This window comes from Actinospineispora eucalypti (genome assembly GCF_039543365.1).
Lineage (GTDB): Bacteria > Actinomycetota > Actinomycetes > Mycobacteriales > Pseudonocardiaceae > Pseudonocardia > Pseudonocardia eucalypti.
The window spans coordinates 293,324-315,641 of record NZ_BAABJP010000030.1 but is presented as its reverse complement, the minus strand read 5'-3'; the positions used below and the strand labels follow the sequence as shown (position 1 = coordinate 315,641).

Here is a 22,318-nt window from a genome sequence, read left to right as displayed (position 1 = left end):
GCATCCGCCGCGGTGATCAGGGCTCGATGACCAGTGCGCCGATGGCGCCGTCGCGGAGGGCAAACTTGAACTGGAGGTCGGCGACACCACCGGGGAAGTCGCCCTCCAGGTGGTGCACGACCACGTGGTGGTCGGGGTCGATGGTGCGGGCGCCGACCGCCTCGATGGTGTAGGTGTACTCGGTCCCGGCGGTGGCCAGCCAGGCCCGGATCTCCTCGCGGCCGTGGTGGGTCCGGCCCTCGTCGGTGGCGGTGGCGTCAGGGGCGAACGCGGCGACGGCGGTGTCGATGTCCCGGGCGAGGTGCGCGGCGAGGTAGGTGTTGATCCGTGCGGGCAGCTCCGCCCGGTCGACCGGCGTGCCCTGGTCCCAGTTGGTCATGGTGCGCTCCTTCGGTGTCCGGCCCGTTCAGGTCGGGCTCGGGGCGCACGCTCCACCCTCTCCCCGGGAGAGGGTCAAGCCGGCTGACCCTCTCCCGGGGAGAGGGTGCAGAGTGCCGGGATGCCCCGGGGCCTGACCATCGGCGAGTTCGCCCAGCTCACCCATCTGAGCGTGCGCACCCTGCGCCGCTACCACGAGTCGGGGCTACTGGCGCCGGCGGCGGTCGACCCGGCGAGCGGCTACCGGTACTACTCCAGCGCGCAGATACCCACCGCGCAGGTGATCCACCAGCTGCGCCGGCTCGACGTGCCGTTGGCCGAGGTGGGGGAGATCCTCCAGGCCGAGGACCCCGGGGAGCGGGCGGACCTGATCACCGGTCACCTGCGCAACCTGGAGGCCCAGCTGGACCGCACCCGCGCCGCCGTCACCTCGCTGCGCCGGCTGCTCCGCCCGGACCCCGGTGAGCTGCCGGTGCGGCGGCGCACCGATCCCGCCCGGACCGTGGCCGCCGTCGCCGACACGGTCGGTATCGACGACGTCATGGCCTGGTACGCGGACGCGATGGCCGCGATCGACGCCGCCGTCGCCGGCCACCGGCCGCTGGGACCGCCGGGCGGGCTGTACGAGAACGAGCTGTTCACCGGGGGACGCGGGCATCTCGTGGTGTTCCGGCCGGTCGAGGACCCGCCCGAGCGGGGTCGGGTCAGGCCCACCGAGCTGCCCGCCGCCGAGCTGGTGACCACCGTTCACCACGGTCCGCACGACGACCTGGCGATCACCTACGGCAGACTGGGCGAGTGGGTGGTCGGGCACGCGCTGGCCGTCGCGGGGCCGGTCCGTGAGACCTACCTCGTCGGGCCCCGGGACGATCCGGACCAGGGAAGATGGCGCACCGAGATCGGCTGGCCGGTGTTCGCCGTCGGGGCCGTCTAAACCGTCCCGACCGTGGCGACCGGCATCACGATGAGTCATCGAATCGTCACGGCATGTGCCTGATGTGATGGTTGGGGTGGCTGAGTCGGGTATCTGACGTCCGTCGCGCTAGCCACGCGGGGGCTGGCGGGTCCAAGATCCCCTCGTGATATTGGATCCACTGCGCTCCGTCGTACAGACGATCTTCCCCGAAGACGTGGAAGCGTTGATCCGCGACGAGGTCCTCAGCTTGTATGCGCAGCTCGAGGACGAGGAAGAGGACGACGAAACCCCCGTCTGACCGGCGCAGCGCCGATCGTCCCCGCGCGTCCGGAGGGCATCGTGCCGATGATCGACAGCTCGGCCCTGGTCGAGGGCTTCTACCCGGACCCGCCGCCGGCCAATCCGCAGGCCCGCCGCGCCGAGGAAGCTGTGATCACCTGGCTCTGGCGGATCGGCTTTCTCACCACACCCGAGCAGGAAGCCCACCTGCGGTCGTTCGAGTTCGGCACCTACCACGGGCTGGCCACACCGGACGCCGGCCTGGATGCCCTGGTGCTCGGCCTGAAGTGGTTCTGCTGGGGCTCGCTGGCCGATGACCAGTACGACAACTACGACTGGGGCGAACGGGAGCACCGGCTGGCCCGGATGATCGACGACGTCCGCGCGGCGGTGGCCGGTCGGCCGGTCGCTGTGTCGAACCCGGTGCTCGCCGGGTTCGTCGAGTACTGGCCCGACCTGACCAAGGGCCTGGCCGAGGCTTCGCTGCGCCGGATCACCGGGCACTTCGTGGACTACCTGCAGGCGATCCTGCTGCAGAACCGCTACCACGCGCGCGGCGAGGTGCCGGACGCGGCGACCTTCCTGATGCTGCGGCGCAACACCATCGCGATGGTCTTCCAGGCGGACGTGCTGGAGATCATCGGCGAGCGGCGGGTGCCCGAGCCGCTGTGGGAGAGCCTGCCGTTGCGCGAGCTGGTGTGGTGCTTCGCGGACATCACGGCGTGGCACAACGACGTCTACGGCCTGGAGAAGGACCTCGCGGACCGGCAGACCTGCAACGCGGTGCGGGTGGTCGCGGCGGGCGAGGAATGCGACCTGGACACCGCCGTCGCCCGGGTGCTGGAGCGCGCGCGGCACCGGCAGCGGCTGATGCTCGAGCTGGAACGGGGCCTGCCCGAGCTCACCCGGAGGCTGGGGCTCCCGGCGAGCGCGGCCGCGCGGGCGGCCCGGCTGGTCGAGGACTTGCGCGCGTATGTCCACGCCAACCTGGTGTGGATCGGCCAAACCGCGCGCTACGACCTGAACCGGCCCCGGATCCGGGGCACCTTCGACGACGTGCTCAGCCGTTGAGCGGTCCGCCGGTGGCGCCCGGCCGCGTTCCGGTGCTGGGGCATCTGCCGGCGCTGGCGGCGCGGCCGATGCGCTTCCTGGAACGGCTGCGGCCGGCCGGCGGCCTGGCCCGGGTGGACCTCGGGCGGCGCCCGATGGTGTTCCTGACCGCGCCGGCCCTGGTGCACGAGCTGCTCACCGAGCACTCCGACAGGTGCGAACGCGGGCTGATCTACGACCGGGCGCGCACCGTGTTCGGCAATGGGCTGGCCACCTCCGACGGGGCCTTCCACCGCGCGCAGCGGCGGGTCGTGCAGCCGGCGTTCGGCCGCCAACGCGTGGCCGGGTACACCGAGGTCATGCGCCGCCGGACGTCGGCGCTGGTGGAGTCGTGGCGGCCGGGCCAGGTCGTCGCGCTGGACGTCGCGCTGGACCGGCTGACCCTGGACATCGCCGCCGACGCGCTGTTCGACCGGGAGCTCTCGCCCGAGGCCGCCGATCAGGTCCGCCGGCTGATTCCGGTGATCGTGCACGGGCTGCTGTGGCGGATGCTGGTTCCCGCCCGACTGGACGGCCGGCTGCCGCCGCCGGCGGTCCGCCGGTTCGACACCGCCGCCGCGCGGCTGCGTGCGGTCCTGGACCGGGCCATCGGCGCCCGGCGGGACGCGCCGGGAACCGACCTGCTCGGCGTGCTGCTCGCCGGCATGTCCGAGGAGGCGGCGCGAGACGAGGTCGTGTCCCTGCTGATGGCCGGGACCGAGACCCTGGCCAGCACCCTGACCTGGATGTTCTACGAGATCGCCGGCCGCCCGGAGATCGAGCGGCGGCTGCGGGAGGAGCCCGGCGGGGACTACGCCCGGCGGGTGGTCGACGAGACGCTGAGGCTGCATGCCCCGCTGCTGTTCACCCGCCGGCTGCGCGAACCCGTGACGCTCGCCGGCGTCCGACTGCCCGAGGGCACGGAGCTGGCCTACAGCCCACATGCCCTGCACCGGGATCCGTCGGTGTTCGACCGGGCGGGCGAGTTCGACCCGGACCGGTGGCTGTCCGCCCCGGCCGACTCGCTGCCCCGAGGCGCGTTCACGCCGTTCAGCGTGGGGGTCCACCGGTGCATCGGTGAGTCGTACGCGCGCGCCGCCCTGGCCACCATAACGGCCGCCATCACCGCGCGCTGGCGCTTCCACCCCGTGCCCGGTTACCGCCCCCGGATCGTCCCCGCCGAAATCCCCCGCTTGCGTTCCCTCCCGGTGATCCTCCGCGAGTCGGCACCCTCAGCGCACTGAGTTCGCCGAGACGATCACGCCACCACCATCGCCGGCTGGCCGACGTGGATGGTGCCCGGGCGCAACACCTCCAGGTAGACCCCGGCGCACGGCAGCTGGCCGAACCCGGGCACGTCGACGCGGTTCTCCCGCATCGGCACCCGCACCGCGTGCGGGGCCCGGGGCAGCTCGCCGTGCTCCAGGGTCGGCACCGAACACCTCGGAGTCGGCAGCGTGGCCCGCAGCCGAACCTCGCCGATCACCAGCTCGCGGCCCAGCCAGGAGTTCTCCAGCCACGCCCGGTCCGCCGGTTCGGTGGCCAGCACCAGATTCGGCCGATACCGGAGCGCCTCGGCGCCGATGTGCTCGAGGGTGGCCGTGGTGATCCCGTGCAGCGGCGAGTGGTCGACGAACGTGGTGCCCGGCGTGCCCTGGGAGATCTCCAGGGTGGCGTACTCGACCTCCGCCGTCACGCCGTGCTCCAGCACGTCCTCCGGGGCGGGCCGCTCGACCTGCGCTCCGGCGACCCGCTCGTCGGACAGGTGCACCGGCCGGCCGAGCAGCTCGGACAGGCGTTCGTCGACGGCCGGGTCGTCGGCGGCGATGTCGGCACCGTCGGCCAGCCGGATGCGCACCCGGCCGGGGGCTCCGGTGGCGGACAGGGTGAGCAGGCGGCGCCACAACCGGGGGTGCTTGGCCGTGGCCACCCGCCCGGTCTCGAGGTCGACCAGGGCCAGCCGGCGGTCGCCCTCGGCGCCCTGGGCGTCCACGGTGAGGCTGGGCACGGCCTCGCCGAGCATCGACTTCACCGGGTACCGGCGCAGTGACTGCACCAACATGTCGGTCATTGCTCCAATATCGGGAACCACGGTGACCGGGTCAACAAGGGTCGTCGCGGAGCGCGCGGGAGGTCGGGGTCGCCCGGTGCATGTAGTCGGCGACCGGTCCCTGGTAGAGCAGTGACCCGCCGTGCCGCCCGGGGCCCGGGCCGAGGTCGAGCAGCCAGTCGGCGCGCCGGATGACGTCCAGGTTGTGCTCGATGACGACCACGGTGTGGCCCTGCTCGACCAGGCCGTCCAGCACCCGCAACAGCGTGTCGATGTCACTTCGGTGCAGGCCGGTTGTCGGCTCGTCGAGCAGGTAGGTCGTGGGCTCCTCGGCGGTGTGCAGCTGGCGGGCGATCTTGACCCGTTGGCACTCGCCGCCGGACAGCGTGCTCAGCGGCTGGCCCAGGTGCAGGTAGCCCAGGCCGACCTCGGCCAGCTGGGCCAGCGCCCCGGAGATGGCGGCGCTGGGCAGCCGCTCGATCGCCTCGTCCACCGACAGCTCGTCGATGTCGGCGATGGACAGGCCGCCGACGGTGTGGCCGAGTACCTCCGGGGTGAAGCGCCGGCCGTGGCAGGTCTCGCACACGGTCTCCTGGCCGTCCAGGAAGGCCAGGTCGGTGTAGATCACGCCCAGGCCCTTGCAGTCCGGGCAGGCGCCCTTGGAGTTCGCGCTGAACAGTGCGGCCGGCACGCCGTTGTGGCGGGCGAACAGCTTGCGGATGGCCGGCGCGATACCGGTGTAGGTGATCGGGCTGGACCGGCGGTTGGTGCTCACCGGCCTCTGGTCGATCACCGTGGCCGCGTGCTGCGCGACCAGCTCGGTGGCCAGGCTGGACTTGCCGGAGCCGGCCACGCCGGTGAACACGGTGAGCACCCCGGTGGGGATGTCCACGGTGAGGTTGCGCAGGTTGTTGCGGGTGGCGCCGGTGACCGTGAGCCGGCCGGTGGCGGGGCGCGGGGTGTCCTTCACCGGCCGTTGCCCGGCCAGCGCCCGGCCGGTGGGCGTGTCTGCCCGGCGCAGCTCGGCGTAGCTGCCCTGGAAGACCAGCCGGCCACCGCCCGCACCGGCGGCCGGGCCGATCTCGATCACCTGGTCGGCCCGCGCCATCACGTCGGGGTCGTGCTCCACCACCAGGATGCTGTTCCCGGCGTCGCGCAGCTGGGTGAGCAGCCGGGTCACCGAGGCGACGTCGGTGGGGTGCAGCCCCACGGTGGGCTCGTCGACCACGTAGAGCATCTCGGTGAGGCTGGACCCGAGGTGTTTCACCGTCTTGATCCGCTGCGACTCCCCGCCGGACAGCGTGGTGGTCGCCCGGGAGAGGCTCAGGTAGCCCAGCCCGATAGTGATCATCGCCTCCAGCCGGTCGGTGAGCGCCGTGACGACCGGAGCCACCCGGGGCGCCTCGATCCCGCGCACGACCTCGGCCAGCTCGGTGATCTCCATGCGGGCCAGCCGGCCGATGGTGTGGCCGGCGACCGTGGTCTGCCGGGCGGCCTGGTTCAGCCGCTCGCCGTCGCAGTCGGGGCAGGTCTGGGCCCGGGTGAACCGGCGGATGGTCTCCTGCTTGCGCTCGGACAGGTGGTCGGAGGTGTGCAGGTAGATCCGCTCGAAGCGTTGCACCACGCCCTCGTAGCCCTTGGGCGGGCGGTTCCTCAGCTCCGCGGTGGCGGCCCCGCCGTACAGCAGCGCCTCCCGTTCCCCGGGGCTCCAGTCGCGCAGCGGGGTGTCCGCGTCGAACGAGCCGATGTCCGCGTACTGCCCGTACCAGTACTGCCCGTTGCCGAACCCGGGCAGCCGGATCGCGCCGCCGGCCAGTGACCTGTCCAGGTCCAGGAACCGGTCGACCGCGCTCACCACCACCTCGCCCAGGCCGGAGCAGCGCGGGCACATGCCGGCCGGGTCGTTGAACGAGAAGTGGTTCGACTCGCCGACGAACGGCTCGCCCAGCCGGGAGAACAGCAGCCGCAGGTACGTCCACGCGTCGGTCACCGTGCCGACCGTGGACCGGGCGTTGCCGCCGATCCGGCGCTGGTCGATCACCACCACCGGGGACAGGCCCCCGATGTGCGCCACCTCGGGGCGGGTCCACCGGGGCAGCCGGTTGCGCAGGAACGGGGGGAACGTCTCGTTCAGCTGGTGACCCGCCTCGGCGGCGATGGTGTCGAACACCAGTGACGACTTGCCCGAGCCGGAAACGCCGGCCAGTACCACCAGCTGGTTGCGCGGGATGTCCAGGTCCAGCCCGGCCAGGTTGTGCGTGCGGGCTCCTCGGATGGTGATGCAGCGGTTCATGCGCTCGACGTTATGAGTAGATGTGGCCGGATCCTGACCGCGATTTGCCGCATGATGGCGGTGTGGCCGATGTAACCGAGCGGATGTTGAACCTGCTGTCCAACCTGCAGACCGGGCGCGCCTTCGCCGGCGAGGAGCTGGCCGGGCGACTCGGGGTCAGCCCGCGCACCCTGCGCCGGGACGTCGAGCGGCTGCGCGGCTACGGCTACCCGGTGAACACCCAGCCCGGCCCCGGCGGCTACTACCGGCTGGCCGCCGGCCGCACCATGCCGCCACTGGTGCTGGACGACGACGAGGCGCTGGCCGCGCTGCTCGGGCTGGCCGCGTTGGCGGCTTCCGGCGGAGCCGGCTGGGGGCGGGCGCCCAGTTCGGCGCCCGACGGAGGCGCGAGCCCGGCCGCCGAGGGTGGCCTGGACGAGGCCGCGACCCGGGCCTACGGCAAGCTGGACCTGTTCCTGCCGGTGCGCCTGCGACCCAGGGCGACGGCCATCCGTGCCGGCCTGGAGACCGGCCGGCAGGCCGCTCCCCGGGTCGCCACCGACCACCTGGCCACCCTGGCCGACGCCATCGCGGCCCGGGACGTCGTGACTTTCGACTACGCCGACGCGCGCGGGAAGTCCAGCCGGCGGCGGGTGGAGCCGTACCGGCAGATCCACCAGATGCTGCGCTGGTACCTGCTGGCCTGGGACACCGACCGCGCCGACTGGCGGGTGTTCCGGGTGGACCGGCTCACCGGGCCCCGCCGGACCGGCCGGCGCTTCGACCCCCGGCCGCTGCCGGCGGGCTCCGCCGTCGAGTACCTGCGGCGCGGCATGAACCTCGGCAAGCAGCGCGTGGAGCTGGAGATACGGGCGGCCGTCGGCCCGGTGGTGGATGCGCTGAAGCACCAGGAGGCCGAGATCACAGCGGTGGACGACCGGCTCACCCGGGTCGTGCTGTGGCTCGACTCGTGGGAGTGGCTGGTGCTCAACCTGGCTTTCCTGGACGCGGACTTCGCCCTGGTGGGGCCGCCCGAGTTCATCCGGTCCTGCCGCGCGTTCGCCGAGCGGGTTCTCACCGCGACGGCCGAGATGCCCCTATCGTGAGGCGTGACCGGGGTCATCTTTTGGCCGGTTCCCACAAGATCCGGCGCCCGGCGCGGTTGGTTGCGGCATTTCACTTACCGGCCGGTACACGGAATTGTTGGGTCGGTCCACAAGACGTAGCTAGCGCAGGAGGCTCGCTCGGTGTTCAGTCGTGTCGCCATCGTCAACCGCGGAGAGGCCGCGATGCGGCTCATCCACGCCGTTCGGGAGCTCGCCGCCGAGACCGGTACGCGGATCGAGACCGTCGCGTTCTTCACCGACGCCGACCGGTCGGCCACGTTCGTGCGCGAGGCCGACCTGAGCCACTACCTCGGCCCGGCGTCCGCGCGGCCGTACCTGGACCACGCGGTGCTGGAGCGCGCGCTGCGCGAGTCGGGCGCGGACGCGGCCTGGGTGGGCTGGGGGTTCGTCGCGGAGGACCCGGCCTTCGCCGAGCTGTGTGAACGGGTCGGCGTGACGTTCGTCGGCCCGACCCCCGAGGCGATGCGCAAGCTGGGCGACAAGATCGGTTCCAAGCTGATCGCCGAGGAGGTCGGCGTACCGGTCGCCCCGTGGAGCCGGGGCGCGGTCGACGACCTGGAGGCGGCGGCCCGGGTGGCCGGCGAGATCGGCTACCCACTGATGCTCAAGGCCACGGCGGGCGGCGGCGGCCGGGGCATCCGCGTGATCACCAACGAGGCCGAGCTGACCGACGCCTACGACCGCACCCGGATGGAGGCCGAGCGGGCCTTCGGCAGCGGCGTGGTTTTCCTGGAGCGCCTGGTCACCGGGGCGAGGCACGTCGAGGTGCAGGTGATTGCCGACGGCCAGGGCACGGCGTGGGCGCTGGGCGTGCGGGACTGCTCGGTGCAGCGGCGCAACCAGAAGGTGATCGAGGAGTCCGCTTCGCCGGTGCTCAGCGCCGAGCAGAGCACCGAGCTCAAGGCGTCGGCCGAACGGCTGGCCCTGGCGGTCGGCTACCGGGGCGCGGGCACGGTGGAGTTCCTCTACCACCCCGGCGAGCGCCGGTTCGCCTTCCTCGAGGTGAACACCCGCCTGCAGGTCGAGCACCCGATCACCGAGCTCACCACCGGGATCGACCTGGTGAAGGCCCAGCTGCGGGTCGCGGCGGGGGAGAAGCTGACCGGCCGCCCGCCGGCCGAGATCGGGCACGCCATCGAGGCCCGGCTGAACGCCGAGGACCCGGACCGCGACTTCGCCCCTTCGCCGGGCCGCATCGTCCGGCTGAGCCTGCCCGCCGGCCCCGGGATCCGGGTGGACACCGGGGTCAGCGAGGGCGACACCATCCCGGCCGACTTCGACTCGATGATCGCCAAGATCATCGCGCACGGCCGGGACCGGGACGAGGCGCTGGGCCGGCTCCGCCGCGCGATGGCGGAGACCACGGTGATCATCGCCGGCGGCGCCACCAACAAGAGCTTCGTGCTGGACCTGCTGGACCAGCCCGAGGTGATCGACGCCAGCGCGGACACCGGCTGGATCGACCGGGTGCGGGGCGAGGGCCGGCTGGAGTCCCGGCGGGGCGCCGCCGTGGCGCTGGCGGCCGCCGCGGTCGAGGCCTACGAGGACGCGGAGGAGGTGGCCAAGCAGCGGCTGCTGGCCACCGCGCACGGCGGCCGCCCCCAGGTGCAGTTGGACACCGACCGGCCGGTGGAGCTGAAGCTGCGCGGGGTCGGCTACCGGGTGCACGTCGGCCGGGTCGGCCCGCCGGCGCAGCCGGCAGGGGCCGGGCGGCCAGTTGGGCGCCCGGCGGGGACACAGTCCCGGTTCCGGGTGGCCATCGCGGCGGGCAGCAACGGCAACTCCCGCTCGGCGGACGTCCAGCTCGAGCGGTTCGACCGGCAGACCGGCCAGATCACGGTCAACGGCACCCGGTTCCGGCTGGTCACCAACGCGCACGGGCCGACCCACCTGGTCGAGGTGGACGGCGTCGCGCACCGGATCAGCCACGACGAGGGCGGCGTGGTGCGAGCGCCCGCGCCGGCACTGGTGGTGGCCACGCCGCTGAAGGTGGGCGCCGAGGTGGAGGCCGGCGCTCCGGTGCTGGTGCTGGAGTCGATGAAGATGGAGACGGTGCTGCGCGCGCCGTTCCGCGCGCGGTTGCGAGAGTGCCCGGTGACGGTGGGCAGCCAGGTGGAGACCGGGGCGCCGCTGCTGCGGCTGGAGCCGCTCGGCGACGGCGACGGTGATGCCGAGGGCGCCGGTCCGGACCCGGGCGACCAGGTGGAGATCGACCTGCCGGCCGAGACCACCGGCCTCTCCGCCGCGGGGCGGGTCGCCGCCGGCCTGGAGGACCTGCGCGGCCTGGTGCTGGGCTTCGACGCCGGCCCGGGCAACGGGCGCAGGGCACTGGCCGCCTACGCCGCCGCGCGGGCCGACCTGGCGCGGGAGAACGAGCGGCCGCTGGCCGGGGAGATCGAGCTGCTGGAGGCGTTCGCCGACCTTTCCGAGCTGACCCGCAACCGGCACATCAGCGCGGACGTCAAGGCGGACACCCGGGTGCACAGCCCGCGCGAGTACTTCCACACCTACCTGCAGAGCCTGGACGTGGAACGGGCCGGGCTGCCCGAGAGCTTCCAGCGCCGGCTGGGCAAGGTGCTGGAGCACTACGGGGTGACCGACCTGGAGCGCACGCCGGAACTGGAGGACGCGGTCTTCCGGATCTTCCTGGCCCAGCGCCGGGGAGCCGGCGACACCCCGGTGGTGACTACCCTGCTGCGCCAGTGGCTGACCGAGCCGCAACCGCCCGAGCCGCTGCGCGAGACCGCCGGCCTCACCCTGGAGCACCTGATCGCGGCCACCCAGCTGCGCGACCCCGCCGTGGCCGACCTGGCCCGTTCGGTGGTGTTCCGCTGGTTCGCCCAGCCGATCCTGCGCCGCAACCGGGCCCGGGTCTACGCCGGCGTCCGCGCGGACCTGCGTTACCTGGACGCCAACCCGGGCGCACCGGACCGGGCGGACCGGATCGCCGCCATGGTGGCCAGCTCGGAGCCGCTGGTGCGGCTGCTCGGGCAGCGAATCGGCCGCCGGGGTGCCGGGCTGGCGCCGATGCTGGAGGTGCTGACCCGCCGCTACTACGGCAACAAGTCCCTGCGTGACCTGCACGCCACCGATGTCGCCGGCTGCTGCTTCGTCGTCGCCGAGCACAATGACCAGGCCGGCCGGTCCACCGTGCTGACCACGGCGGTGGACTTCCCGGCGCTGCCGGAGGCGGTGCGGGCCATCGACGAGCTCGCGCCCAGCGACGACGTGGTCGTGGACATCTACCTCACCTGGGCGGACCAGCCGGACGATCCGGACGTGATGGCGGCGGCGCTGCGCAAGGTGCTGGCCACGCGGCCGCTGCCCGGGCAGGTCCGCCGGGTCACCACCACGGTGGCCGGCGGCGACGGCGCGGCGATGCACCACCACTTCACCTTCCGGCCGTCCTCCACCGGCATCACCGAGGAGCGCCTGATCCGCGGCCTGCACCCGCTGATCGCCCAGCGCATGCAGCTGGAACGGTGGCGCAACTTCGACCTCACCCGGCTGCCCTCGACGGACGAGGAGGTGTACCTGTTCAGCTGCGTGGCGCCGGAGAACCCGTCCGACGAGCGGCTGGTGGCGATGGCCCAGGTGCGCGACCTCACCCCGCTGCGGGACAGCGAGGGCCGGCTGGTCGCGCTGCCGGCCGCCGAGGACACCCTGGCGGCCTGCCTGGACGCGATCCGCAAGGTGCGCTCCAGCCGCCCGGCCAACCGCCGGCCGGACACCAACCGGGTGCTGGCTTACGTCTGGCCGCCGAGCGAGGTGAGCGGCGAGGAGCTGCGCACGATCGTGGCGCGGGTCTCGCCCACCATGGCCGGCGCCGGGCTGGAGGAGGTCGTCTTCCTGGCCCGGCAGCGGGACCGGGAGAGCCGTGAGCTGCGGGACATCGCGGTGAGCATGGACTACGACGTGAAGTCCGGGGTCCGCCTGGAGATCGGCGAGCGGCCCAGCGGGCTGATCGAGCCGCTGGACGACTACCAGCGCAACGTGCTGCGGGCCAGCCGGCGGGGCGCCGTCTACCCGTACGAGCTGACCGGGATGCTCACCGGTGACACGGGCCGCTTCGTCGAGCACGACATGGACGACGAGGGGAACCTGGTCCCGGTGGACCGGCCGCGCGGTCAGAACACCGCCGCGCTGGTGGCCGGCGTGATCAGCACGCCCACCGCGCGGCACCCGGAGGGGATGTCCCGGGTGGTACTGCTCGGCGACCCGACCAAGTCGCTGGGGGCGCTGTCCGAGCCGGAGTGCTCGCGGGTGATTGCCGCGCTGGACCTGGCCGAGCGGATGGGCGTGCCGGTGGAGTGGTACGCGCTCTCCGCCGGCGCGCGGATCTCCATGGAGTCCGGCACGGAGAACATGGACTGGGTGGCCGCCGCGCTCAAGCGCATCGTCACCTTCACCCAGGACGGCGGCGAGATCAACATCGTGGTGGCCGGGATCAACGTGGGCGCCCAGCCGTACTGGAACGCCGAGGCCACGATGCTCATGCACACCAAGGGCATCCTGGTGATGACGCCGGACTCGGCGATGGTGCTCACCGGCAAGGACACGCTGGATTTTTCCGGCAGCGTCTCGGCCGAGGACAACTTCGGCATCGGCGGCTACGACCGGGTGATGGGGCCGAACGGCCAGGCCCAGTACTGGGCGCCCACCCTGGCCGGCGCCCGCGACGTGCTGATGGCCCACTACGACCACACCTACGTGGCACCGGGCGAGGCGGGTCCCCGGCCGGCCGCAACCACCGACCCGCACGACCGGGACGTCTCGAGCTACCCGCACGTGCTGGCCGGCAGCGACTTCGGCACCGTCGGCGAGATCTTCTCCGCGACCGCCAACCCGGACCGGAAGAAGGCGTTCGACATCCGCACCGTGATGCGCGCGGTGTCCGACCAGGACCACCCGGTGCTGGAACGGTGGGCCGGCATGGCGGACGCGGACACCTCCGTGGTGCAGGACGCGCACCTCGGCGGCCGGCCGGTCTGCCTGATCGGGATCGAGTCCAAGGCGGTGCAGCGGCGGGGCTTCCCGCCCACCGACGGGCCGGACACCTATACGGCGGGCACGCTGTTCCCGCGCTCCTCGAAGAAGGTGGCCAGGGCGATCAACGCGGCCAGCGGCAACCGCCCGCTGGTCGTGCTGGCCAACCTGTCCGGCTTCGACGGGTCGCCGGAGTCGATGCGCAAGCTGCAGCTGGAGTACGGCGCGGAGATCGGCCGGGCGGTGGTCAACTTCCGGGGGCCGATCGCGTTCTGCGTGATCTCCCGGTACCACGGCGGCGCGTTCGTGGTGTTCTCCAAGGCGCTGAACCCGGGCATGACCGTGCTCGCCGTGGAGGGCTCGTTCGCCTCGGTGATCGGCGGCGCGCCCGCCGCGGCCGTGGTGTTCAGCGCCGAGGTGAACCGGCGCACCGCGACCGACCCCCGGGTGGTGGAGCTGGACGCGCGCCTCGCCGAGGCCGCCGCCGGCGCGGAACGGGCCGAGCTGGGCGCACGGCTGGCCGAGGTGCGGGCCTCGGTGCGCTCGGAGAAACTGGCCGACGTGGCGACCGAGTTCGACCGGGTGCACAGCGCGCACCGGGCGGTCGAGGTCGGCTCGGTGGACGCCGTGATCAGCGCCGCCGAGCTGCGCCCCCGCATCATCCAGGCCATAAACAGCGATCACTGACAGCCGTTGCGGGCACCTCGCACACGCACCGTGACATCGAAGGATCCGTGGTAACACGGTTCTCGGACCGAGATACGGCGAGGTCGACACCAGTCTGGTTTCGCCGAAATCAAACCAGATTCAGGTCGATCTCGCGAGCGAACCTTGCTCGAGTCCAGGGCCTGCCAGTCACGCAACGTGACAGATCCGGCTGGTAACCCGCATCGTGTCGCCAGACGCCGCCCGCGGTGGCGAACGCCGCCTGCCCCCGCGCGATCAGGCTCCTCAATGTTGCGTATCTCCACGCAGAGCAAGCACGCAGAGCAAGAGGGGGGCGCGTTGTGGGGTGAGCACAAACGGGGCGGGCGGATTCGGTTCGAAGCCCGATGGGGCGGACGCGGCGGATTCGTAGCGTAGGTACTCGTCAAGAGTGGAACCGCAGCGGTCGAGGAGGATCGCCATGAAGACCTACGCACTGTCGGCGCCGGTGAACGGCCAGGACACCTGGCGGGACGGCAAACGGTACCTGTGGATCCTCGGGCTGGTGGTCCCGCTGCTGCCGTTCGTGGCCATGGGGCTGTACCGGCTCACCGGCCTGGAGGCGACGCTGTGGCTCGGCCCGGTGGTGCTGCTGGTGATCGTCCCGCTGATCGACCTGGTCGCCGGGTTCGACCCGACCAACCCGCCGGACGAGGTCATGGAGGCGCTGGAGGAGGACCGCTACTACCGCTGGGTCACCTACGCCTACCTGCCGGTCCAGTACGCCGGGTTCGTCGCGTCGATGTGGTTCATCGCCACCCAGGACACCGGCATCCTGGGCGGCATCGGCCTGGCGATCACTGCCGGCACGGTGTCCGGCGTGGCCATCAACACCGCACACGAGCTCGGGCACAAGCGGGAGGACGCGGAACGCTGGCTGGCCAAGATCGCGCTGGCGCCGTGTTTCTACGGGCACTTCTACATCGAGCACAACCGGGGCCACCATGTGCGGGTGGCCACCCCGGAGGACCCGGCGTCCAGCCGGATGGGGGAGAGCTTCTACCGGTTCTGGCCGCGCACCGTGGCCGGCTCGCTGCGCAGCGCCTGGCACCTGGAGGCCAAGCGGATCGGCCGGCGCAAGCAGCACCCGTTCCGCCCGGGCAACGACGTGCTGAACGCCTGGGTCATGTCGGTGGTGCTGTGGGGCGGGCTGCTGGCCTGGCTGGGCTGGGGGATCCTGCCCTACCTGGTGCTGCAGGCGGTGTTCGGCTTCTCCCTGCTGGAGATCGTGAACTACATGGAGCACTACGGCATGCTGCGGCAGAAGGTCGGCGCTCCCGACCGCCGGCGCTACGAGCGGGTCACCCCGGAGCACTCGTGGAACTCCAACAACATCGCCACCAACGTGCTGCTCTACCACCTGCAGCGGCACAGTGACCACCACGCCAACCCCACCCGCCGGTTCCAGACCCTGCGCGACTTCCCGGAGAGCCCGGTGCTGCCCACCGGCTACAGCGGGATGATGGTGATGGCGATGTTCCCGCCGCTGTTCCGCCGGCTGATGGATCCCCGGGTGGTGGCCCACTACGGCGGCGACCTGCGGCTGGCCAACGTGGCGCCGTCGAAGCGGGAGCGGCTGCTGGCCAGGTACCCCGTGCCGGTGAGTGACACCGAGACCGAGCGCACGGACACCTCGGCCCGGACCGCGGGGGACGACGCCCCCGGCGCCCGCTGCCCCGGCTGCGGCTACACCTACCGGGTGGCCGAGGGTAACGAGCTGGAGGGCTTCGCCGCCGGCACCGCCTGGTCGGACATCCCGAGCGACTGGACCTGCCCCGACTGCGGGGTCCGGGAGAAGGTCGACTTCGTCCCGCTGACCCACGAGGCGGTGTGACGACCATGGAGATCATCGCGGACAGGCGCACCTGTGAGGGCCTGGGCATGTGCGAGGCCATGGCCCACGAGTTCTTCGAGGTCGGTGAGGACGGCCTGGTCCAGGTCCTCGAGGAGTTCCCCACCGACGAACACCGCGACCTGGTCGACGCCGCTGTGCAGGCCTGCCCGGTCGCCGCCCTCCGTTTGCGGGGCTGACCCCGCCGAAAAGGCCGCCCGGTTTCTCCGAACACGGAAACCGGGCGGCCTTTGTTGTGCTCCGATACGGGATACAGTCCGCGCCGTGGCGAGGTCAGTGTCGGTCAAGCTGTCCCGGGTTGCCGAGGAGCTGCTCGGCGACGTCGATGCGCTGGTCGCGCACGTACTGGAGGAGATCGTCAGCGCGCTCCCCGACCTGGCCAGGGACCCCAGGGGCCGGGAGCTGCTGGCCAGCACCGTGCGGGACACCATCGCCGCCGGGCTCACCGTGGTCAGCCGGGGGGAGCCGGCCACCGAGGTGGCGCCGCCCCAGGCCGGGCTGGAGATGGCCCGCCGGCTGGCCCAGCAGAACTTCCCGATCACCGCCATGCTGCGCGCCTACCGGCTGGGCCAGGCCGCCTTCCAGCAGGAGCTGATCACCAGGGTGGTGGCCAGCCGGGCCGACGCCGGGGAGATCGCGTCGGCCGCCATGGCGCTGACCGCCGTGGCGTTCAACATCGTCGACCTGATCTCGGAACAGGTCGTCGCGGCCTACCAGGCCGAGCGGGACGACTGGATGCGGCAGCGCAACGCGGTCCGCCTGGCCCGGATCAACGCCCTGCTGGCCTCGCGGGCACCGGATGCCGGCGACTCCGAGCCGGCGCTGGGCTACGGCTTGGACGGGCACCACCTCGCGGTGGTGTTCTGGTGCGGCCCGGACGTGGACGAGTCGCACCGGCTGAACACCCTGGAACGGCTGGTGCCCAGGGTGGCCGCCGCGATCGGGAACCCGAGGCCGGCGCTGATGGTCGCGCCGGACGCGGCCACGCTCTGGGCCTGGTTCCCCACGTCCGCGCCGTCGGTGCCGGCCATCACCGAGGTGCTGGCGCCGGTGCCCGAGGTGTTCGCGGCGGTCGGCGACCCCGCGCCGGGCCTGGCCGGGTTCCGGCTCAGCCACCAGCGCGCCCGGCAGGCGCAGACCATCGCCCTGGCCGCCGACCCGGAGCACCGCCTCCAGGTCACCGCCGGGTCGGTGCTCGGGCCGCTCACCCTGCTGGCCTTGGCACCCGAGTCGGCGGCGGAGTGGGTGCAGTCGGTGCTGGGCGAGCTGGCCGAGGACGACGAGGCCCACGCTCGCACCCGGGAGACGCTCTGGGCCTACCTGTCCAGCGGGGGCAGCCTGGCCACCGCCGCCGCCGAGCTTCACCTGCACAAGAACACCATCCAGTACCGGATTCGCAAGGCCGAGGAGGCCCGGGGCCGGTCGCTGCAGGAGGGCCGGCTGGAGGTGGAGGTGGCGCTGCTGGCCTGCCGCCTGCTCGGCCGCACCGTCCTGCGCCGCCCGAGGGACGCCGAGTAGCTCAGACCAGCTGGGGCTGGAGCTTGTCGGCGGTCTCGCGGAGCACCGGGAGCACCCGTTCCCGCATGTCCCGCTCGGTCATTCGCTCCACCCGGGTGCCCGCGTTGAGCGCCGCGATCGGGGTGCCGTCCCAGCGGCGCAGCGGGACCGCGACGGAGTGGAAGCCGGCCTCCACCTCGTGCGCCACGTAGGCGTGGCCCGACGCCGCCACCTCGGCGATCTTCTCCGGTAGGCCGGCTTCCCGCAGTTCGGCGTGGCCGGCCAGGTGCCCGCGCAGCCGTTCCGCGTCCAGGCCGCTCAGCAGCACCAGGCCCAGCGCGGACCGCGCGGCGGGCACCTGGAACCCGAGGCCCTGGCCGATGGGCAGGATGTGCCGGGGCAGCGCCCGCGCGACCATCACCGCCGAAGCGCCGTCCAGCACGGCGGCGGTGCAGGAGGCCTGCAGCTCCTCGGCCAGGCCGTCGCACACCGGCTGCAGCACCTGGCTGACCGGGTTCGTGGTCAGGTAGGCCGACGCCAGGGTGAGCACCTTGGGGGCCAGCCGGTATGCCTTGTCGTCCGGCACCACGTAGCCGAGGTGGGCCAGGGTGAGCAGGGCCCGGCGCACGGTCGCCCTCGGCAGCTCCAGCTTCCGGGCCAGCTGGGCCTGGGTGAGACGCTCCTGGGTGTGCTCGAAGGCGGTGAGGACGAGCAGCCCGCGTTCCAGGGCCTCCGAGTAGTCGGCCGGGTTGGTGCCCGCCACCTCGCGGGCTGCCCGCCGGGCCTCGTCCCGCTCGTTGAGCTTGGCCACCGCGCCTCCGTCCGATTAACGAACACTTTGTGCGAAATGTAGCAGCAAGGCTAGAGTGCTCACATAGGCACGGCAAGTTCGTTAATCGAACAGAGGAGAAGTCGGCCATGCGCGCGGAGGACAACCGGAAGATCACCGAGACCGGCCCGGGCACTCCGGGCGGCGCGTGGATGCGCCGGTACTGGCAGCCGGTGGCGCTGGCCGAGGAGCTGGACACCGACCGGCCAGTGGTGCCGCCGCGGGTGCTCGGCGAGGACCTGGTGCTGTTCCGCAACGAGGACGGCACGCTCGGCCTGGTCGACCGCCGCTGCGCGCACCGGGGCGCCGACCTCGCGCTCGGCCGGCTGGAGGACGGCGGGCTGCGGTGCTACTTCCACGGCTGGCTGTACGGCCCAGGTGGCGACTGCCTGGACACCCCGGCGGAGCCGGAGGACAGCAGGCTCCGGTCGAAGGTGCGGATCCGCTCCTACCCGGTGCGCGAGCGCAACGGGATCGTCTGGGGCTTCCTCGGTGACCTCGGCGAGGGCGTGGCGCCGCCGGAGCTGCCCTCGCTGGACTGCTTCGCCGCGCCGGAGGAGTACACCTTCGCGTTCAAGGGCTACCTGGACTGCAACTGGTTGCAGGCCCTGGAGGTCGGCATCGACCCGGCGCACGCCTCCTACCTGCACCGGTTCGAGCGGGACGAGGACACCGGGGACAGCTACGGCAAGCAGTTCCGCAACGCCTCCCTGGGCACCGACCTGCCGATGACCAAGATCCTCCGGGAGTACGGCCGGCCGGAGATCCTCAACGCGCGCACCGAGTACGGCCAGCGGATCGTGGCGCTGCGCCGGCTGGACAAGGACGGGATGGACGGCTCGTCCACCCACGTCCGGATCACCCACCAGGTGTTCCCGCACGGCATCACCATCCCGCTCAGCGCGACGATGGCGATCACCCAGTGGCACGTGCCGATCGACGACCTGTCCTGCTACTGGTACGCGATGTTCACCAGCCTGGACGAGCCGGTCGACCGGGCGACCATGCGGGCGCAGCGGTTGGACGGCATCACCCTGCCGGACTACAAGCCCGTCCGGAACCGGGCCAACAACTACCGGTTCGACCCGCACGAGCAGCGCACGCAGACCTACACCGGGCTCGGGCCGGACATCAACGTGCACGACCAGATGGCCGTGGAGGGCCAGGGCTACATCTACGACCGGACCCGGGAGAAGCTCAGCCGTTCCGACCGGGCGATCGTCACCTACCGGCGGATGGCGCTGCGGGCCATCGACACCGTCGCCGAGGGCGGCAGCCCCGACGAGCTGCTGCGGGACACCGCCGACGTGGAGAGCCGGGGTCCCATCCCGCTGGACGGGATCGGCCCGACCGGTGAATGGGAGCGGTACTGGGCGAGTTCCGTCGCCGACCTGCGCAAGGCCAGCCCATGGGCGTCCGGGCTGCGCGCGGCCCTGGCCACGGGACCGGCCGGCGTGCCGGGGTCGGATGTCGAACCCGACCGGTCCGAGTCGACCGACGCCTACGCCAGCTCGGAAAGTTGAGGCGAGCGGCATGGGCTTCATCGAGAAGTTCGACCTGTGGACCGAGCGGCAGCGCGACGCCGCGCGCGCCGTGCTCGCCCGGGTGGAGGAGGACGGCCTCCGGTCCGTGCGGGTGTCGTTCGTGGACCAGCACGGGCTGCTGCGCGGCAAGACCATCCCGACCGGCGGACTGGCCGCCGCGTTCCGGAGCGGGCTGACCTGCGTGTCCACCCTGCTCTCCAAGGACACCTCGGGGACCACCGTGTTCGCCGCGTTCAACGCGGACGGCGGTCTCGGCGTGGCCGAGATGGCCGGGGCGGCGGACGTGGTGATGGTGCCGGACCCGACCACCTTCCACCCGCTGCCGTGGGCCGACGGCACCGCCCGGGTGCTCTGCGACCTGCGGTTCCAGAACGGCGAACCGGTGCCGTTCTGCAGCCGGGGCGTGTTCCGGGCCGCGCTGGACCGGGCGGCCACCGCCGGCTACGACTACCTGACCGGCCTGGAGATCGAGTTCCACCTCTACCGCCGGGCCGAGCACCTGCCGAACGCGGACGGCATCGGCCGCTGCACCCACCCGACACCGGTGGAGCCGATCAACCAGGGCAACCAGCTGCTCTCCGAGGACCGCGCCGACGAGATGGAGCCGGTGACCCGGCGGTTCCGCGAGGCGCTGGACCGGATGGGCATCGGGCCGCGCAGCATCGAGACGGAGTACGGCGCCAACCAGCTCGAGCTCACCCTGGACCCGGCGGTCGGGCTGGCCTCCGCCGACGCCATGGTGCTGCTGCGCAGCGCGATCAAGCAGCTGGCCCGGCGGCACGGCTACCACGCCACCTTCATGTGCCGGCCGGGCATCCCGGACAGCAAGGCCAGCGGCTGGCACCTGCACCAGAGCCTGCTCAGCATCGGCGCGGGCGGCGGAGGCAACGTGTTCGTGCCGGGCGACGGGGAGGGGCCGCTGTCCCCGGCCGGCCGGCGGTTCGTCGCCGGCCAGCTCGCGCACGCGCGGGGGGCGTGCGTGTTCGCCAACCCGACGGTCAACGGGTACAAGCGGTTCCAGTCGTACTCGATGGCCCCCGACCGGGTCGGCTGGGGACGGGACAACCGGGGCGCGATGATCCGGCTGGTCGGGGCGGCCGAGGACGGCAGCACCCACGTGGAGAACCGGGTGGGCGAGTCGGCGGCCAACCCGTACCTGTACATGGCCGCCCAGCTGCACTCCGGCCTGATCGGGCTGGACGAGGAGCTGGAGCTGCCGCCCTCGGTGGACGACCCGTACACCGCCGCCGCGCCCCGGCTGCCGGCCAACCTGAGCGAGGCGGTGGACGCGCTGGCCGCCGACGCCGGCCTGGCCCGGGCGCTGGGGGAGCGGTTCGTCGCGTACTACGTGGCGATCAAGCGCGCGGAGATCGCCCGGTTCGAGCGGACCGTCACCGACTGGGAACAGCGCGAGTACTTCGACCTGTTCTGACACCCGCCGTGGATCAGCCAGGCCAGAGGGGAGCGGGAACGGTGATGCCGAAGTCGCGGCCCCACCGGTTGCGGCTGCTCACCTCGTGCACGGGGCGGCGGTTCGCGGCCACGCCCCACCGGCCCAGCGGATAGCCGAGGGCGAGCATCGCGGTCATCTCCCAGCCCTGCCCGGTCGGTACCCCGAGCAGTTCCAGCACCCGGTCCGCCTCGTAGCGCAGCGCGGTGGTGAGCACGCCGCCGATGCCTTCGGCGCGCGCGGCGAGCAGCGCGCTCCAGATGGCGGGATAGATGTTCGCGCCACCGTGGTCGTCGATCGCGAAGACGAACAGCAGCAGCGGGATCTCCGCGAAGTGCTCGGTGAAGTGGTCGGCGGAGACCTTGATCAGGCGCATCGTCTCGGCGTGCGCCTCCGGGTCGTGCAGTGCGGTGGCCAGCTTGCCGGTGTCGAAGTCGGCGTACTCGCGGTCCCGGCAGCGGCGGTAGATGGCGGCCAGCTCGGTCTTGGTGTCCGGGTCGTCCACCGCGAGGAAGTGCCAGCGCTGGGTGTTCCCGCCGTTGGGCGCCCGGATCGCGGCGTCCAGGATCCGGGCCTGGATCTCCGGCGGGATCGGGTCGGCGCGCATCCGGCGCATCATTCGCGTGGTGTAAAGCGCCTCGTGGACGTCCATTGCAATTACGTTACAGCGACTAGTTGAAACGCAACAGGTGGCCCTCAGCGGGCGATCGCCGGCCACAGCACGGCGACGACCGCCTCCGGGATGTCCGCCCGGCTCTCGCCGCGGTAGAACGCGGAGAAGTAGCCGCCGAAGCACATGGCGGCGATGGTGCGCCGGTCGATCCCCTCGCGCACGGCGCCGCGTTCCTGCAGCTCGGCGAGCACGTTCTCCATCAGCGCGGTGCGCGGCTCGACCGCGTGCCGGCGCAGGACCTCGAGCAGCTCCGGGGTGCGGATCGCCTCGCCGGCGAAGTTGCCCATCAGCACCATCGCATCCGGGTTGAAGTACGCGGGGTCCAGCCGGCGGACCGCCTCGACCAGCGCTTCCCTCGGTTCCAGCCGGCTCAGGTCGACCGCGTACATGTCCCGCTGCTTGCGGAACCCGTAGTCCAGCGCGTCGACGACCAGCTCGAGCTTCGTGCTCCACCGGCGGTACAGCGTGGGGCGGCTGACCCCGGCGTCGGACGCGATGTCGCCGATGGTCATGCGCGAGTAGCCGTCCCGGACCAGGCGGTCGCGGGTGGCCAGGATGATCGCCTCGTCCAGCGCGGCGTCCCGGGGGCGGCCGCCCGGGCGCGGGCCGTCCGCCTGCTCGGGTGTCGCTTCGCGTGCTCGGGCCATACCGGCGGATCCTATCGAACCAGT

17 protein-coding genes are annotated in these 22,318 nt (G+C 72.5%); 11 read left to right on the top strand and 6 right to left on the bottom strand.

The window, feature by feature from the left end:
* Positions 1-16: 16 nt before the first annotated feature.
* The gene (locus tag ABEB12_RS26570; protein WP_185062488.1) at positions 17-379 is read right to left on the bottom strand and encodes a nuclear transport factor 2 family protein; all 363 of its coding nucleotides are present in this window, start codon (positions 377-379) and stop codon (positions 17-19) included.
* 120 nt (positions 380-499) lie between these two features.
* Here ABEB12_RS26570 and ABEB12_RS26565 point away from each other — a divergent pair, with 120 nt between their 5' ends.
* The 4 genes from ABEB12_RS26565 (at position 500) to ABEB12_RS26550 (ending at position 3,906) form a co-directional block, all read left to right on the top strand.
* Complete coding sequence (locus tag ABEB12_RS26565) at positions 500-1,312, top strand: MerR family transcriptional regulator (protein WP_185062487.1); 813 nt, start codon at positions 500-502, stop codon at positions 1,310-1,312.
* A 145-nt stretch (positions 1,313-1,457) separates the two neighbouring features.
* Positions 1,458-1,592 (top strand): hypothetical protein, encoded by a 135-nt coding sequence (locus ABEB12_RS26560; RefSeq protein ID WP_345703162.1) that lies wholly within the window; start codon positions 1,458-1,460, stop codon positions 1,590-1,592.
* Positions 1,593-1,639: 47 nt separating this feature from the next.
* Positions 1,640-2,644, top strand: coding sequence for a terpene synthase family protein (locus ABEB12_RS26555; protein WP_345703180.1), 1,005 nt, complete (start codon positions 1,640-1,642; stop codon positions 2,642-2,644).
* Positions 2,641-3,906, top strand: coding sequence for a cytochrome P450 (locus ABEB12_RS26550; RefSeq protein ID WP_185062485.1), 1,266 nt, complete (start codon positions 2,641-2,643; stop codon positions 3,904-3,906). The genes ABEB12_RS26555 and ABEB12_RS26550 overlap by 4 nt, the downstream gene beginning before the upstream one ends.
* A gap of 14 nt (positions 3,907-3,920) precedes the next feature.
* Here ABEB12_RS26550 and ABEB12_RS26545 read toward each other — a convergent pair whose 3' ends face one another.
* Both ABEB12_RS26545 and ABEB12_RS26540 read right to left on the bottom strand, forming a co-directional pair.
* Complete coding sequence (locus ABEB12_RS26545) at positions 3,921-4,733, bottom strand: MOSC domain-containing protein (protein WP_345703161.1); 813 nt, start codon at positions 4,731-4,733, stop codon at positions 3,921-3,923.
* A 31-nt stretch (positions 4,734-4,764) separates the two neighbouring features.
* On the bottom strand, positions 4,765-7,005 hold the full coding sequence (locus ABEB12_RS26540; RefSeq protein ID WP_185062484.1) for an ATP-binding cassette domain-containing protein: 2,241 nt from the start codon (positions 7,003-7,005) through the stop codon (positions 4,765-4,767).
* Positions 7,006-7,067: 62 nt separating this feature from the next.
* Here ABEB12_RS26540 and ABEB12_RS26535 point away from each other — a divergent pair, with 62 nt between their 5' ends.
* The 5 genes from ABEB12_RS26535 to ABEB12_RS26515 all read left to right on the top strand — a co-directional run bounded on the left by ABEB12_RS26535 (position 7,068) and on the right by ABEB12_RS26515 (position 17,172).
* On the top strand, positions 7,068-8,090 hold the full coding sequence (locus ABEB12_RS26535; RefSeq protein ID WP_185062483.1) for a WYL domain-containing protein: 1,023 nt from the start codon (positions 7,068-7,070) through the stop codon (positions 8,088-8,090).
* Positions 8,091-8,231: 141 nt separating this feature from the next.
* Positions 8,232-13,784: an ATP-binding protein gene (locus ABEB12_RS26530; protein WP_185062482.1), complete on the top strand. Its 5,553-nt coding sequence runs from the start codon at positions 8,232-8,234 to the stop codon at positions 13,782-13,784.
* A gap of 439 nt (positions 13,785-14,223) precedes the next feature.
* Positions 14,224-15,636 carry a fatty acid desaturase gene (locus ABEB12_RS26525; protein ID WP_185062481.1) on the top strand — a complete coding sequence of 471 codons (1,413 nt, stop codon included), beginning with the start codon at positions 14,224-14,226 and terminating at the stop codon, positions 15,634-15,636.
* A 5-nt stretch (positions 15,637-15,641) separates the two neighbouring features.
* Complete coding sequence (locus ABEB12_RS26520; protein ID WP_185063085.1) at positions 15,642-15,833, top strand: ferredoxin; 192 nt, start codon at positions 15,642-15,644, stop codon at positions 15,831-15,833.
* 85 nt (positions 15,834-15,918) lie between these two features.
* Positions 15,919-17,172, top strand: a complete 1,254-nt coding sequence (locus tag ABEB12_RS26515; RefSeq protein ID WP_185062480.1) for a helix-turn-helix domain-containing protein — start codon at positions 15,919-15,921, stop codon at positions 17,170-17,172.
* 1 nt (position 17,173) lies between these two features.
* On the opposite strand, the gene ABEB12_RS26510 is transcribed toward ABEB12_RS26515, so the two are convergent.
* Positions 17,174-17,962 (bottom strand): IclR family transcriptional regulator domain-containing protein, encoded by a 789-nt coding sequence (locus ABEB12_RS26510; protein ID WP_185062479.1) that lies wholly within the window; start codon positions 17,960-17,962, stop codon positions 17,174-17,176.
* A 107-nt stretch (positions 17,963-18,069) separates the two neighbouring features.
* Between ABEB12_RS26510 and ABEB12_RS26505 the strand changes: the two genes are divergently transcribed.
* On the top strand, positions 18,070-19,503 hold the full coding sequence (locus tag ABEB12_RS26505) for a Rieske 2Fe-2S domain-containing protein (protein ID WP_185062478.1): 1,434 nt from the start codon (positions 18,070-18,072) through the stop codon (positions 19,501-19,503).
* A gap of 10 nt (positions 19,504-19,513) precedes the next feature.
* Complete coding sequence (locus tag ABEB12_RS26500; RefSeq protein WP_185062477.1) at positions 19,514-20,956, top strand: type I glutamate--ammonia ligase; 1,443 nt, start codon at positions 19,514-19,516, stop codon at positions 20,954-20,956.
* Between the two features lie 13 nt (positions 20,957-20,969).
* Here ABEB12_RS26500 and ABEB12_RS26495 read toward each other — a convergent pair whose 3' ends face one another.
* Positions 20,970-21,626, bottom strand: a complete 657-nt coding sequence (locus tag ABEB12_RS26495; RefSeq protein WP_185062476.1) for a nitroreductase family protein — start codon at positions 21,624-21,626, stop codon at positions 20,970-20,972.
* 44 nt (positions 21,627-21,670) lie between these two features.
* Complete coding sequence (locus ABEB12_RS26490) at positions 21,671-22,294, bottom strand: TetR family transcriptional regulator (RefSeq protein ID WP_185062475.1); 624 nt, start codon at positions 22,292-22,294, stop codon at positions 21,671-21,673.
* Positions 22,295-22,318 lie beyond the last annotated feature (24 nt).

Coding starts and splice junctions, on each gene's coding strand:
- ABEB12_RS26495 (WP_185062476.1), bottom strand. CDS start 21,626: ATGGACGTCCACGAGGCGCTTTACACCACGCGAATGATGCGCCGGATG.
- ABEB12_RS26565 (WP_185062487.1), top strand. CDS start 500: ATGCCCCGGGGCCTGACCATCGGCGAGTTCGCCCAGCTCACCCATCTG.
- ABEB12_RS26505 (WP_185062478.1), top strand. CDS start 18,070: ATGCGCGCGGAGGACAACCGGAAGATCACCGAGACCGGCCCGGGCACT.
- ABEB12_RS26525 (WP_185062481.1), top strand. CDS start 14,224: ATGAAGACCTACGCACTGTCGGCGCCGGTGAACGGCCAGGACACCTGG.
- ABEB12_RS26545 (WP_345703161.1), bottom strand. CDS start 4,733: ATGACCGACATGTTGGTGCAGTCACTGCGCCGGTACCCGGTGAAGTCG.
- ABEB12_RS26520 (WP_185063085.1), top strand. CDS start 15,642: ATGGAGATCATCGCGGACAGGCGCACCTGTGAGGGCCTGGGCATGTGC.
- ABEB12_RS26540 (WP_185062484.1), bottom strand. CDS start 7,005: ATGAACCGCTGCATCACCATCCGAGGAGCCCGCACGCACAACCTGGCC.
- ABEB12_RS26490 (WP_185062475.1), bottom strand. CDS start 22,294: ATGGCCCGAGCACGCGAAGCGACACCCGAGCAGGCGGACGGCCCGCGC.
- ABEB12_RS26500 (WP_185062477.1), top strand. CDS start 19,514: ATGGGCTTCATCGAGAAGTTCGACCTGTGGACCGAGCGGCAGCGCGAC.
- ABEB12_RS26555 (WP_345703180.1), top strand. CDS start 1,640: ATGATCGACAGCTCGGCCCTGGTCGAGGGCTTCTACCCGGACCCGCCG.
- ABEB12_RS26570 (WP_185062488.1), bottom strand. CDS start 379: ATGACCAACTGGGACCAGGGCACGCCGGTCGACCGGGCGGAGCTGCCC.